General features: G+C 43.9%; 12 protein-coding genes. 4 read left to right on the forward strand and 8 right to left on the reverse strand.

Features of this window, described 5'->3' with window-relative positions:
- Positions 1–2: 2 nt before the first annotated feature.
- Entirely contained in the window at positions 3–2,465 is a 2,463-nt protein-coding gene (locus BLV62_RS16550) for a TonB-dependent receptor (RefSeq protein ID WP_089763084.1), read from the reverse strand.
- Between the two features lie 72 nt (positions 2,466–2,537).
- Positions 2,538–2,915, reverse strand: coding sequence for a MerC domain-containing protein (locus BLV62_RS16555; protein WP_089763085.1), 378 nt, complete (start codon positions 2,913–2,915; stop codon positions 2,538–2,540).
- A gap of 189 nt (positions 2,916–3,104) precedes the next feature.
- On the opposite strand from BLV62_RS16555, the gene BLV62_RS16560 reads away from it, so the two are divergent.
- Positions 3,105–3,731, forward strand: coding sequence for an SCO family protein (locus tag BLV62_RS16560; RefSeq protein ID WP_089763086.1), 627 nt, complete (start codon positions 3,105–3,107; stop codon positions 3,729–3,731).
- Positions 3,732–3,741: 10 nt separating this feature from the next.
- Entirely contained in the window at positions 3,742–4,176 is a 435-nt protein-coding gene (locus tag BLV62_RS16565) for a Fur family transcriptional regulator (RefSeq protein WP_089763087.1), read from the forward strand.
- Positions 4,177–4,368: 192 nt separating this feature from the next.
- Here the strand turns inward: BLV62_RS16565 and BLV62_RS16570 are convergent, their stop codons facing one another.
- From BLV62_RS16570 to BLV62_RS16580, 3 genes are all read right to left on the reverse strand, one after another.
- Positions 4,369–6,090: a M3 family oligoendopeptidase gene (locus BLV62_RS16570; RefSeq protein ID WP_089763088.1), complete on the reverse strand. Its 1,722-nt coding sequence runs from the start codon at positions 6,088–6,090 to the stop codon at positions 4,369–4,371.
- A 262-nt stretch (positions 6,091–6,352) separates the two neighbouring features.
- On the reverse strand, positions 6,353–7,027 hold the full coding sequence (locus tag BLV62_RS16575; RefSeq protein ID WP_089763089.1) for a DUF5606 family protein: 675 nt from the start codon (positions 7,025–7,027) through the stop codon (positions 6,353–6,355).
- Positions 7,028–7,106: 79 nt separating this feature from the next.
- The gene (locus tag BLV62_RS16580; RefSeq protein WP_089763090.1) at positions 7,107–8,807 is read right to left on the reverse strand and encodes a lamin tail domain-containing protein; all 1,701 of its coding nucleotides are present in this window, start codon (positions 8,805–8,807) and stop codon (positions 7,107–7,109) included.
- A 146-nt stretch (positions 8,808–8,953) separates the two neighbouring features.
- On the opposite strand from BLV62_RS16580, the gene BLV62_RS16585 reads away from it, so the two are divergent.
- Both BLV62_RS16585 and BLV62_RS16590 read left to right on the forward strand, forming a co-directional pair.
- Complete coding sequence (locus BLV62_RS16585) at positions 8,954–9,943, forward strand: aspartate-semialdehyde dehydrogenase (protein WP_089763091.1); 990 nt, start codon at positions 8,954–8,956, stop codon at positions 9,941–9,943.
- 312 nt (positions 9,944–10,255) lie between these two features.
- Positions 10,256–10,507 carry a hypothetical protein gene (locus tag BLV62_RS16590; protein WP_079471700.1) on the forward strand — a complete coding sequence of 84 codons (252 nt, stop codon included), beginning with the start codon at positions 10,256–10,258 and terminating at the stop codon, positions 10,505–10,507.
- Between the two features lie 101 nt (positions 10,508–10,608).
- On the opposite strand, the gene BLV62_RS16595 is transcribed toward BLV62_RS16590, so the two are convergent.
- From BLV62_RS16595 to BLV62_RS16605, 3 genes are all read right to left on the reverse strand, one after another.
- A complete protein-coding gene (locus BLV62_RS16595; protein ID WP_089763092.1) occupies positions 10,609–11,268 on the reverse strand; it encodes a DUF2461 domain-containing protein in 660 nt (219 codons plus the stop codon).
- 109 nt (positions 11,269–11,377) lie between these two features.
- On the reverse strand, positions 11,378–12,466 hold the full coding sequence (locus tag BLV62_RS16600) for a porin (RefSeq protein WP_089763093.1): 1,089 nt from the start codon (positions 12,464–12,466) through the stop codon (positions 11,378–11,380).
- Positions 12,467–12,744: 278 nt separating this feature from the next.
- A complete protein-coding gene (locus tag BLV62_RS16605; RefSeq protein ID WP_089763094.1) occupies positions 12,745–14,136 on the reverse strand; it encodes an ammonium transporter in 1,392 nt (463 codons plus the stop codon).
- Positions 14,137–14,529: the final 393 nt, after the last annotated feature.

Genomic DNA, 14,529 nt, shown 5'->3' on the forward strand with positions numbered 1-14,529 from the left:
TCTCAGAACGGTACAATAATCTTTGCGCTCATATTTCTTCCCATATTATATATCCCGCTTCTTCCGTTAGGCGACTGGGAATAATATTCAAAATACTTAAGCCTGTTCATGTTCGACTGGTAGGCGACATCGCCAATATTCTCCACCTGCAGGAAAAGATCGAATAATACCTTCCCTTTTTTATTAACGACCGAACTCCCTGCGCCGGCGCTCAGTAATGTATATCCCGGGGTAAAGGTTTCAGAATCATCTACCCCATAAAACTTTGACTGGTTGGCATATACATCAACTCCTGCACGTATATAGGCATTGCGCAAACAGCCAAGATCTTCCGGGGCAGAAACTTTTACCTCCGAACGCCATTGGGTAGGGGGTATAAGCGGCAGGTAACGGGCTACATCCCCATATTGGGCGATCAATGTCTTATTCCTGTTCCGGCCCTGGGCGATGGCAAGGTTGCTGCTGACAGTTAACCAGGGAAGCCGCTGCGGATGGATATTTACTCCTATCTCCGCGCCATACAGCCGCGCCGAAGATTGCTGGTAGCTGTAGGTAGTATTGCCCGGCACGATCACAACCGGGTTGCCGTTTCCATCGTATAGCCTTGCCTGGTAGATATACCCGCTGATACTGTTATGAAACAGGGCGACATTAAGATCCAGGTCTTTCAGGGTTAACAGCATTCCAACATCTTCCTGTAAAGAAAATTCAGGATCAAAATTCCTGTTTCCCAGGTAAACGATATGAGCGCCAGGGTCGAGGCCATTAGACCCGATCTCGGTAATATTAGGCGCCCTGTACCCCCTGGCAATGTTAGCTTTCAGCAGGAGCCGCTCACTGATGTTCCAGGTAGCGCCCAAACTACCCGACAGCCCATTGTACCGGTGCCTGAAATACGGGAACTGCAATCTTGCACCCGCAGTATCGGGAGGGGATACACGCTTTTCCAGGCCATTGCTCTTATCTGGTCCGACGTAAAAGTCGTTCCATTCTATGAAGCGGTTATCGTACCTGATGCCGCCGGAAATATCTACCCGGCCGAAGGTCCGCTTCGCAAACAAAAATCCTCCTATATCAAATAACTGGTAATCGGGGATAGGGAAATCTGTTGCCTGCCTGGAGCGGTTAGTCTGGTACATGCCATTTATGCCTACCGTAGTTTCGATTCCTTTGATGGCAGGAAGATTATACCTGATATCATAGTTCAGGGTGTTGAGAACTACGTATAGCCCTGGCTGTTGGGGAAATTCGGGATGATTATATTCCCTTCGCCGGCTTTGTTGCAATGCCAGCATGGTTTGCAGGTTGCCTTCACCCAGCCTGAACGAGGTGTTGTTATAGATCCTGGCATGCTGGATGCGTTGATGAAGAGGATTGAGGTCATATGTTTTCAGGCGGTTATCCGGTACCAGCGGGCGGTTCCTGATATCGTCATCTTCCAATACCTGGTAAGTAAATTTTCGGGTCAGGGAATCCCGGCTTCCATCAGGTATTTCCTGGGTGTTATCGTAATAGGTGACGCCGGATTGAGAATTACCCCATCGTTTATCTACCCGCGCAAGCAGCGACAGGTTGTACTCGCGGAACGCGGTACCATATACAAAGCCATCCACTTTATTCTGGTAGTTGTGTGCAGCTTTCGCAGAGCCTCTCAAGAGATATTTCCAATCTTTCACCTGTTTGCCAAGGCTTACGGAAGTACCTATCATCCCGTTGTTTGAATGGTAATCTACCAGGGCAGTACCGGAAATTTTCCCGGGATCGAGTGCCGGGAATTCGGGGATCATGTTAATTACTCCTGCCAGGGCATCGGAGCCGTAAGTCAGGCTGGCAGGGCCTTTAACCACTTCGACCCTTGTTACGCCATATTGGTCAATTTCAATACCGTGTTCATCTCCCCATTGCTGGCCTTCCTGCCTTACGCCATCATAAAGCGTGAGCACCCTGTTGTAACCTAAGCCGCGGATAAAGGGCTTGGAAATATTGGGCCCTGTGGTAACCGCGCTGATACCCGGCACTTCTTTGATAATAGCGTCGATGATATTGTTATTCACATTCCTGTTCATCTCTTTCCTTCCAATTACGGCAAGCGGAATAGGGTTCTTTTTAATAACCGTAGCCTTGGAAACGCCAGTTACAATTACTTCGTTGAGTTTTGAGAGATCGGCTGTCAGCACAACTTTGCAATCCGCGGTTCTGCTGGCGGCAACCACAATTTTCTGTTTTTTCGGCTGAAAGCCGATAACAGAAAAATGAACATCATAAGTACCTGCAGGGATATCTTTCAATTCAAAAAATCCGTTGGCATCTGCCATTCCTCCTTTGTTGATAGCAGGAATATTAATTGTGGCAAGCGGGATGGCGCCTCCTTCTGAACTTCGCACAGTACCCCTGATGTGGCCGTTTTGTGCAAATACCAGATTAACAGTTAGTAGGTAAATAATAAGTGTAGAAAATAGTTTCACCGTGCAATATTTTTCAACAAAACTATCATTCAAAACAATATTTGTCTAAATTATTTTTTAGACTAATCTAAATCAAACTTTACTCCATTTCAGGTTCAGTAAATGAGCAACGATGATTCCGCAGGCAGCAAAGAAGATAACGATCAACCCCGCGGCGTTGGCCATGAAGAGATGAGCAAATACCAGGACGCTGAAGCTGACAATAAAGATGAGCAAGGAGTTTGGCCGTTTGTGTTTCAGCAGGTAACCCCGGCCCAGCGACCAGATTCCAACCAGGAAAGAGAAGCTGAGAAGTGCATATTCCAGGTATTCATGATCATGCAGGCTGCTTCCGGCAATAGGTAGTAAGATTAATAACAGCGGCCAGATAGCGCAATGAATGGCACAGATCAAAGATGCGCCAACACCTAAAATATCTGCATTTAACTTTTTGATGATCTTTTCTCCCATAATCCAAATGCTTAAATCCAGATGCGAAGATAAAAATAATTGCAACAATGTTGCAATTATTTAAAATTTATTAAATTGCAATGTATAAGCATTTATAGTTCTGTTAAAAAAATCAACCGCCTGGTAATACGATGCGCATCTCTCAACTATATACTACCTTTGCATATTGGATAAAACGGTGATATACCTATGTCGAAGAAAACTATTTTACTTATTTCGTTTTTTGTGTTGCTGAGTGCGGCTTTCCTGGGATATGCAGGGTATGTTATCAAGGATCAGACAGGATCATTTTTCGGAAAGGAGAAGTTACCGATCTTAGGACCTATGGGACACACCATTCCTGGTTTTTCATTTACCGACCAGGAAGGCAAGACAAGATCGAAGGCAGATGTAGAGGGAAAGATCTATGTGACTGAATTTTTCTTTACCACCTGCACAGGTATTTGTCCTAAGATGAATGCCAATATGGAAAAGGTTTACGCCAAATTTAAAGACAAACCCGATTTCCTTATTTTATCGCACACCGTAGATCCGGATAACGATAGCGTACCGGTTTTAAAGGCTTATGCTCAAAAGCATGGAGCTGATTCCAAAAACTGGTGGTTCTTAACAGGCACCAAAAAAGACCTGTACAGGATGGCCCGCCAGGGCTACCTGGTCGACGACGGGGTATACACCGGGGAAGAGGACTTTGTACATACTCAATGGTTTGCATTGATCGATAAAGCAGGCCAGATCAGGGGATTGTACGAAGGCACCAAAGCCCAGGATGTTGATAAGTTGATAACGGATATCGACAGATTAATGGAAGAATAAATTTTTCATCATGAGCGCCAAACAACAATTAACTGAGAGGATTGGCCAGCTACTGAGAGATAGTAAGTTGAGTGTAACTGAAACCAGGACCAAAATCCTGGAGCTTTTTATGAAAAGCAATGGTGCGCTGGAACACGCGGATTTCGACAAATTAACCGGAAAGAGTTTCGACCGTGTTACCGTATATCGCACACTACAGACTTTCCTCGATAAAGGTATTATACATAAGATCCCTACTACAGATACTTCCATCAGGTATGCATTATGCAAATCTGAATGCTCGGAACATCATCACCACGACCACCACGTACATTTTAAGTGCGAAGAGTGCGGCAATACTGTTTGTTTGGAAGAAACAGACGTACCGGCTATCCATCTGCCAAAGGGCTATGCTGCACACAACATCGAAGTAGTGGTGAGCGGCGTCTGCAAATCCTGCAAGTAGTTCACGCAGAGATTTCACGCAGAGGGGCATAAGAAGCAAAGAAGCATAAGATATATTTTTAAGGAAAATAAGAAAGCAAAGAGGAAGATTGTATTAGAATCTTACTCTTTGCTTTCTTAATATTCGTTCTGGTCAAAAATTCTTATGCTTCTTTGCTTCTTATGCCCCTCTGCGTGAAATCTCTGCGTGAAATCACAATTTGGATATTTCGGATTTTACGAAGTCGGCCAGTTCTTTCACATAAGCAGGAGAGAAGTCGAATTTAATTCCTGCTGCTTTGTAGAGTTCAGGCAAAGTTTTGGTGCTGCCCAGGCTCAGTGCTTTCACATAGTTTTCAAGCGCCTGTTTTTTATTCTCTTTGTATTGCTTCCACATTGCGATGGCGCCCAGTTGAGCGATCCCGTATTCGATGTAGTAGAATGGCACTTCAAAGAGGTGCAGTTGCCGTTGCCAGGTAATAGCCCTGTAATCTTCGTGGCCGGTCCAGTCGACGATCGATGGTGAAAATTCGTTTAATATTTCCAGCCATTTTGCGGTGCGTTCTTCTGTTGTATGTTGCGGGTGTTCGTATACCCAGTGTTGGAATTTATCGATGGTTGCGATCCACGGGAAGATGGTGATGGATCTTTCCAGTTGTTGCAGCTTTGCCCTTCGTAATTGCTCCGCATCTTTGAAGAAGATATCCCAGTGGTCCATAGTCAGCAGTTCCATGCTCATGCTGGCAACTTCCGCTATTTCCATCGGGTATTCTTTAAATGCGCTGAGGGCGAGGGGATGGCTGAGGAAAGAGTGAACAGCATGCCCGCCTTCATGAACCATGGTGGTAAGATCTTTCATCTGGCCGGCGGCATTCATGAATATAAACGGTACGCCTGTTTCTGCAAGCGGGCAGTTGTATCCGCCCGGTGCTTTGCCTTTGCGGCTTTCGAGATCAAGGCGTCCCATTTTTTTCATTACACGAAGGCAATCGCCAAAGAAAGGATCTAACTGGTCGAATGTTTCTATGGCTTTGTTCACCAGTTCATCGCCGGTCTGGAAAGGTTCCAGCGGCTGCGTGCCAACCGGTTCTGCATCTGTATCCCATGGTTTTAAAACATCCAGTTTCAGTTTCGCTTTTTGTTTTTCCAGGGTTTCAGCTACCAGGGGAACGATGTGAGATTTAATCGCTTCATGGAATTGGAAAACGTCTTCCTTCGTGTAGTCGAACCTTCCCAATTCTTCGAATTTGTAATCGCGGTAATTGGCGAAGCCTGCATTTTTTGCCACCTGGTCGCGTTTCAATACCAGCGAGGTATACAGCTCGTCGAGGGCCTGTTTGTCGGCCAGCCGGCGGGCTGCGGTTTTGGTAAATACTTCTTCCCTTAAAGCCCTGTCGCTGTTCTCCAGGAATTTAGCGGCCTGCTGCAGCGTATATTCCTGCCCGTTAACCGTAATGGTCATTTTACCGGCGATAGCGCCGTATTGTTGGGCCATTACGCTAAGTTCTGCCTGGATAGGAATATTTTCTTCCCTGAACAATTTGATCTGCTTGTTCACACTTCTCAGGTAAGTTTTATACAGGTCCTGGTCCAGTTCCTTAACGAATGGGCTTTCTACCAGTTTCTTGTTGAGCGCATCGGCGTATGGCTGCAATTTTGGCTGAATTTCCATACAGAAGTAAGCAAATGCTTCTTCCAATGATTTATCAGTGGTATCGCAGGTCATTTTAATCTGGCGCCAGCAGGCATCTTCACTGATAACAGCTTCCAGTTCACTTATATCTTTCAGCCATGCTTCCAGCTCCTGTACGCTATTAATATTTCTTTGCTGTAATGCTTCGAAGTAGGGTTGGAGTGTTTCCCAGGTGGTTACTTTAAAATCTTCCGGTAAAAAATGTCGGGGTAATTTTTTGATATCTGCACTTAAATTATTCATCCTGTCTGTGATTTTAAATTTTTACGGATTGAGAAATTTAGCATTTTTTAATGGTCTGCCAACCTAAAGAATAGTTAATGTTTGGGTATCAACTAAACCATTATTTGTCAAGCTACTACGATTAAACGTCAAATGCAAGATCAGCGGGGGAAAGATTGCCTTAAAATATTGCAGGCTTCTATTTACCAGGAAAGACCTATGTAAATAGAAGCCTGTGGGTCGGAACATTATGATCGTCAGATCATAACTGCACCGGTATAACTTATTCTTCTGTTTTCTTCTTGCGTGGCTTAGCTGCTTTTTTAGGTGCTTCTTCACCTTCTGCTGCCGGCGCTTCTTCTTTCTTAGCTTTAGTCTTCTTAGGCGCTTTTTCTGCGGCGCCTTCTTCACCTTCTTCTTTGTCGGCTTTTTTAGCGCGAGTTGTCTTTTTAGGCTTCTCTTCCGCTACTTCTTCAGTGGCGGCCGGAGCAGCTTTTTTCTTTTTTTCTGGTGCAGCTGTTTCTTCTACTGCCACTTCTTCCACTTCCTCTTCGCCAGATGCGAGGATTTCATCGAATTTCAACAGATCGTTTGCTTTGAGGATACCAAACCATTTTACCATCTTCTTCATATCACTCACATACACTCTGTCTTCATCGAATTCAGGGAATACGTTTTTGAAATACGCTTTAATAGCATTGTTATCTGCTTTACCATCTATTGGAGCGAACGTTGATGATTTTTCATCCATAGCTTTGAAAACCTCGGCTAAGTTTACGTTTTCACCAGTAGTGAATACTTCAATACTTTCCAGTGGAGTAAAATTATGCACGCGGGAAGATACAAACTTTGTGCTTTTATCTTCCAGTGACCTTACGATGGCGCCATCTTGTTTGCTGGCTATTAACTGAAACAAACCGCCCAATCCGGTTACTGCAACAATTTCTCTGTACTGCATGTCTAAATTTTTAGGAAGCGCAAATATAAATAATTATAATAGATTGCCAGTGGCTATTTTTACGTATCAGCGTTGGCCATTATGTCAACTTCCGTGCCACCACTATGGTTTTCTTCCATCGCGTCGCCTCTCCCTGCAAATTAAATATTTCTATTAAGAATATGTAAATACCTGAGGGTAACATCTCTCCATATTCATTGGTCGCATTCCAGTTCACACTTCCTTCTATACCCATCAGCAAATTATCTGACAAACGCTTCACCAGCTTACCGCCTGCATCAAAGATCCGGATATTTCCTGTATACCCTGCCGACGGAAGTTTCCAGCTTAGTATTGCCTGGTTGTCGACAACCCCGTTATCGGGGAAGATCACATCCGGGGAGAGCACAATATTAATAGAATTAACTGCTGCCTCTTGTCGCTGCGTATTTCGAAAGCCCGGGGATGCGCCCCCGTATGTTCCTGCGGCAGAGTGCCAGTTTCCCATATCGTCGGAAGGGAAAAAGGGCGATTTTCTTTCCAATGAGACGTCCCTGTTGGTATTCATCAGGGCAAAATGCATGGAATCGGAATAATGTACTTCATCTATAATACTGCTGTCTGCTGTTACAAGTACTATGCTTCCTGCCTCCATCGGCATAGATGGCAGGCTGCCAACCTTTAGCACCTGGTTGGGGGCCAGGCAGGCAAACTGCCCGCACAGCGCCTGGGGATTGGTTGTAAAAGCCAGGTGCTCTCCCGGTTCTATTATCCTGGCCTGCTGTGTTAATGCTTTGAAAGAGCTGAAAGAACCATCTTTTTTTCGTGAGCTGAAAAAAAGTTTGTCTGCTGTAGTCCGTTTAGCGCTGGCATTCAGTATTTCAATGAACTCCGGGACGCCGGGGCTGGTATAGAACAGGAGTTCATTAATAACGACGTCTTTAGGCCCTGGTGGCGCGCTTTTACCGATAACGGCACTTAGAAATAAACCGCTTTCTTTCCCTTCACAATCTTTGATGCCGTTAACGGTGATGGTATACAGGCTAGCGGGATTCAAAGGTTTATGTAATTGCAGCGCCACTTCATTAAAGATCGGCGGCAACACCTTTACTGTCAATATGTTAAAGCCGGGTAGCAGGTAACGCCCAGGGTTGGCGGCAATGCTGCTGTCAACCGGTTTGCTGAAATGAAGGAAGACCTGCTGACTGTCGGCCACTGAGGCAAACAGCAAATCGGGACGGGAATCGTCTTCCAGCTGTTTGGCTGCGGCATTGGGCTTTGCCGGGGTGCCGCCTTTGGGGTCGGGAGATGGCAGCCAGTTATTAGTTTCTGTACAGGGATGGGAAGGATCTGCCATTTCCAGGCTTCGCCCGCCTTTAACGGGCCCTCCATACCAGTCCCGGGTATAATAAATACTATGAATAACCTGGGCCTCCGGGCCATAGAGGGTGATCAGGGCCGTATCGTCGGCCAGGGGCGGAAATTTGGGATGGCCGATGATACCTGGTTGGTTATAAGCTGCTGCTGCTGCAGTGCTGCAGAATACTACCAGGCTGTCTGGCTCCAGTTGATAAGCAGGCAGCTGGATTTCCCGTTTATTCACGCCCAGCTTCCAACCGGCAAGGTTCCAGGCCTTACTGCCGCGGTTTTTCAGCTCAATGTACTCAAAAGCCGGCAAGCCTGCTGTGGGCGTAGGTTTGGGAAGTATTTCATGAATAATTACATCGTACCTGGCGGGCGCCTGGGAAAAAGCGGGTAGCTGGTTTAGTAAACCAAGTAAACAAACAACGGGTAAACGCATAAGTAAAAATTAGAGGTATGAAGGTAAAAACAATCAATTTATCACCTGTTAATGCCATCTTAACATCAAAAAATACTTAGTACTATGAAAAGCGCCAGCGATATATTAATTTTGAGCTCCTAAAAAAATTTTAAAACAACACAAAAATGAAAGTTGCCGTAGTAGGAGCGACCGGACTGGTAGGCTCCAAAATGTTACAAGTGTTAGCGGAGAGAAATTTTCCCGTTACTGAATTGATTCCAGTAGCTTCAGAGAAGTCTGTAGGTAAGGAAGTAACATTTAAGGGTAAGGGCTATAAGGTGGTGAGTGCTGATACGGCTATTTCAATGAAGCCTAACGTGGCTATCTTTTCTGCAGGTGGAGGCACTTCATTAGAGTGGGCGCCTAAATTTGCGGCAGCAGGTATTACAGTGATCGACAATAGCAGCGCCTGGAGAATGGATCCTACCAAAAAACTGGTTGTTCCTGAAGTGAATGGAGACGCGCTTACGAAGGAAGACAAGATCATTGCAAATCCTAACTGCTCTACCATACAAATGGTGCTGGTTTTAAAACCGCTTCATGAGAAATATAAAATTAAAAGAGTAGTTGTTTCCACATACCAGTCAGTAACCGGTACCGGTGTCAAAGCGGTTACCCAGTTAATGAATGAAAGACAAGGCATCCAGGGCGAAATGGCGTATGCATACCCTATCGACCTGAACGTAATTCCGCAGATCGATGTATTTCTCGAGAACGGATATACGAAAGAAGAAATGAAGATGGTGAATGAAACCAAGAAAATAATGGGAGACGATACCATTTTGGTTACAGCTACTACGGTTCGTATACCGGTAATGGGAGGACACAGCGAATCTGTGAACATCGAGTTTGAAAATGAGTATGACCTGGCAGAGGTTCGTTCATTGCTTGAGAAAACTCCGGGCGTGATAGTAGTAGATGATCCGTCAAAGGCTCAGTATCCAATGCCTAAAGATGCCCATGACAAAGACGAGGTGTTTGTAGGTCGTATCCGTAGAGACGAAACACAGCCAAAAACTGTTAACATGTGGATCGTTGCAGATAACCTGCGTAAAGGGGCAGCAACCAACGCGGTACAGATCGCTGAGTACCTTAGCGGCAAAAACTGGTTATAGTCCTACTGTTGTGTTATGTAATTCTGAAGAGGGTGGTCTGAACGTCGCAGCAGCGGGGTAGGCTATACGAAAATATATCTATAAGTAATTAAGAGCAAGCAATTTAACGCTTGCTCTTTTTTATTTTCTTAACAAAAAAATAGCGTCTGTAGTAAAAAAATTACACGGAAGTAGTATTGATTTGTGGAGGATAAAATCCAATTTTGGAAGTAATAATCCTATGCCAACTTACCTCTTTAAAGAAGAGGAGTCCAATTTTAGAGATGCCGGTATTTGTCGTTATTTTCTAATCAGAAAACACCCTTAAGTCCTATGAAAACCAACACCAATCGAGAACTTTTGTTAATGCACAAGTTTACCGAAGAGTGGAGTACGAATTTCTCATCCCAGGTATCCCGGATCATGAACATTGTAGATCAGCAGGACACGCTGGATGGGATAATACCAATTATTGAGGTGGCCAATGTTTACAATCAACGCTTTGCTCATGCGCGAACTGACAAAGAAAATTTGTTAAAGAACCGCAAGGCTCGTCCGTTTGAGTTCCTGATTCACAAAAATTAGGGAGAAAATTGCTGTTATTAGTTTATCAAACGATCATTAGAACAATGAGGAGCACTTACTATCAGGAGTTATAATTATTGTTTGATAAACTAATAATTGCATCAATCAAATGCACGGTTAATAAATTGCACAAGCGGTTGCATGATTGCAAAGGTTTTGAGTATATCCCTGACGATCGCCGGTTGGGTGCAGGCTTCGTCTGAGTACGGCCGTTCAACCAAAACACTTTTAAGTTTCAGGTAAGCAATAGCAGGGTTATCCGGAGCATATCCCTGTGGAGCTGTTTTTAATGATTCGCCCTCTATTTTCCCGAAGTGGCGGATAAATTCTTTATTGGAAATAATCTTCTCGAATTCCTCGAAATTATAATCGATCTCCTGGCGGATCTTTTTCAGCTCGGGCGCAGCAGGCATCCATATGCCGCCGCCGGCGAAGCTTTTGTTACCTGGTTCGAGGTGAAAGTAATAACCAGCAGTGGCCGCTTTTTTACCTCCCATTTGGAAAGAAGCTCCCATATGTGTTTTATAGGGAGTTTTATCTTTCGAAAACCTAACATCTTTATATATACGAAATACGGAATCTTTAACCTGTAGCCCCTGGATCGACGGGTCCTGTTTCGACAATCCATCTATCAACTGCTGCACCATGCTCTCAAAATCAGCCTTGGCCTGCTGATATTCGGCTTTATGGTTATCGAACCATTCTTTATTATTATTTAAACGGAGCGACTTGAGGAATTTTAACGTGGATGGCTGCAACATGCTATCTTTTTGGCAGCAAGATAATACAAAATAGGTGTAAGATAAAGAGGTGCCCGCCGGCTTTTTACAGCTGGCGAACACCTTATCAATTCGGAAAAAACAGGATTAACTAGAAATGATATGTAGCTGCGATCAGGACATTTCCGGACTGGTCAACTGCTTTGCCATCCTTCTTCTGGAATATATTGGCAGAAGCCTTGTCCAATCTTATTTCCGGCATAATAGTTAGGTTTCCTACCTTGTAATTTAAAGTAAGCGTACCGGCAACTACATTTCCACCGTCCGGAACCCCGCCGAAAACTTTCAGACCGTCTTTGTCGCTGAAATATTCTCCGCGTAATGTGAGGCCAACTTTATCAGTGAAGTCGAGGTTTACATATAAGGCATTTCCCCACCAGTTTGCGTTATCACGGGCGGCTTTAGGCACAGCGGTATTGGAATAGGTGCTGTAGGTAGCATTATAACCAAGACCGAACACTGAGGTGATCTGGTAAGTTCCTACAAAGTCGATCTGGTGATTTTGAATACCTGAAGTATCTTTTCCTTCGAGGTAGTTTAAATACAGTTTCAGAGGTATTTTGGAAGAAGTATAGCCTAATTGTGCGCCTATGTATTTATGGCCGGTAAAGGAAGCAGATTTCAGGTCGGTCGGATTGAATACGCCGATCATTGCGCTGAACTGGGAGCTGATGGCGATATCAGCTTTCACGCCTGTATGGAAGAATGGGCCGTAGCTGAACATATAGCTCATGCTATAGTTCCTGTTTGCGTATGCGTCTACTAATTCGTAACCCACATGTGTTGCATAGCTACCCAAACTTATTTTAATTTTGTCTGTCAGTTCATAGCCAACATATAATTGTTTGATGGCCATTGAAAGACCTTTTGATGCATCCGGTACATCGTTGTAAGAGAATTCTCCCGCCCTTTTACCAAAGCCCAGGTCAGCTACAATATTACCTTTTTTAAACCCGTGCTCTACTTTCAGCGATACCATTCCCAGTTCAAAGGAATTATGAGAGTTGGTGAAGCTGGTTTTATTATTGTTATCTGCAGTTCCATTAAAATTATATTTATAATAGACATCTGCAGAACCGGACAATTTAAAGGCCGGAGCAGTAGTGGTATCCGTAGTTGACTGAGACATGGCAAGCATAGTGCTGCCCATAGCAAATAAGGTCGTTAACATTCTTTTCATACTTATAAGTTTGGTTGATAAAATGGTAAGTACTAACTATCGATTCGGCCTTTTCTTGCAGATTGTTTCGGGGGATGTGCGTGCAGTATGATTGCTACAATTACATAGAAGGAATGGATAACCGGTAACCGGAGAGTGGTGCGAGTTTCAATTATTTACAGCAACGCTGTTACCAATTATCCATTCCAGGTTCTTACAACATAAAGTATATGTTAATAAAGTTGATAAAGATCAGATTCAATGAACTGTTGATGAAGGAAACTTACGTCTGGCAACGCTCAGGAGTGAACCAGTTCGTCTTCTTCTTTCAGCGCACCGTTGCCGGATACTGCGATCACAGAAGAGTGGTAACCTTCGTTGTGTTGAGTAGCATCCAGACCCAGTTCTTCTTCTTCGTCGGAAACGCGCAGCGGATGGATGAAGTTGATCAGTTTAAAGATACCGTAGGATACTATGAAGCTGTAGGCTACAACCAGCAGCAGACCTAATACCTGGTTTTTAAACAGTTCGAAGTTGCCATATAACCAACCGTCGTTACCTGCACTGTTGATAGTTTTGGTTGCAAAGATGCCTGTGAGCAACATACCAACCATACCGCCCAAACCGTGGCAAGGGAATACATCCAGTGTATCGTCGATGCTGGTTTTTGATTTCCAGTGAACTGCGAGGTTAGAGATGATGGCAGCAATGAAACCGATGAAGATGCTCTGAGGGATAGCTACAAAACCAGCAGCAGGAGTGATGGCAACCAGACCAACCACAGCGCCTATGCAGAAACCAAGTGCTGAAGGTTTGCGGCCACGAACCACATCAAAGAACACCCAGGACAAACCTGCAGCGGCAGTTGCGGTGTTGGTAGTAGCGAAAGCTGAAGCAGCCAGGCCACTTGCGCTCAGTGCAGATCCGGCGTTGAATCCGAACCAGCCAAACCACAGCAAACCGGTACCTAACAGAACAAAAGGAATGTTCGCAGGCTGTAATTCTTTCTTCTCGATATGATCCTTTCTTCTTTTTAATACGATCGCACCAGCTAAAGCCGCACAACCGGCAGAAATATGTACTACAGTACCACCAGCAAAGTCGAGTACGCCGAGCTTGAACAGGATACCATCAGGATGCCAGGTCCAGTGAGCAATAGGAGCGTAAACCAACAGGCTGAATAAAACCATGAACAACACGTAAGAGGTAAAGCGGATCCTTTCTGCTACCGCACCCACTACCAGGGCTGGCGTGATGATCGCAAACTTCATCTGGAAGAGAGCAAACAGCAGCAGCGGAATAGTGGGGGCCAGGCTCCAAGGGGCTCCTGACCCTACATTGTTGAACATAAAAAAGGTGCTGGGGGAACCAATAAGACCATGATAAGATTGACCAAACGCCAGGCTAAAACCAACTACCACCCAAACGATGCTGATAATTCCAGTTGCAATGAAGCTCTGCATCATGGTTGAGATAACATTTCTCTTATTCACCATTCCACCATAAAAGAATGAAAGGCCAGGTGTCATTAAAAATACAAGAGAAGAAGCTACCAGGATCCAGGCAATGTCTGCAAAGTTATATTTACTGGCATCTTCAAAAACCGGAAGAGAAGGAATAAAAATTCCAATAATTGAAACTACCGCAAGGAAAATGAAGGGTAGATAGTCCTGAAACGTTGTTTTCTTCATAGCGATTGACATTTTAAAATCTTAAATAAAAGTAGATTTTGAATTTAAAACGTCAAATAGATGGGCCAAAAAATAGAAATATTTAAATCTCGACTTCGAAATTTGGGATTAAATCAATGATATTAAAATTAATAATAATATTAATTATTATTTTCCAGATATGAATAGCGGTTAAAGCAGTTTATTTTATTCATAAATAATTGATAATCAATATAATAAAAGAAGGTTTAATAAAAGGTTAACAATTTTCAAAATTCAACAAAAGAGGCATCACTACAGGAAGACGTAATGATGCCTAAGTATTTGATGAATAACATATTACAAATAATAAAATAAATGATTTATCCTTAACAAGGTGCTATTGATATTATAAATAATTACATATAATGTTTT

Source organism: Chitinophaga terrae (ex Kim and Jung 2007) (assembly GCF_900107795.1).
GTDB lineage: Bacteria > Bacteroidota > Bacteroidia > Chitinophagales > Chitinophagaceae > Chitinophaga > Chitinophaga terrae.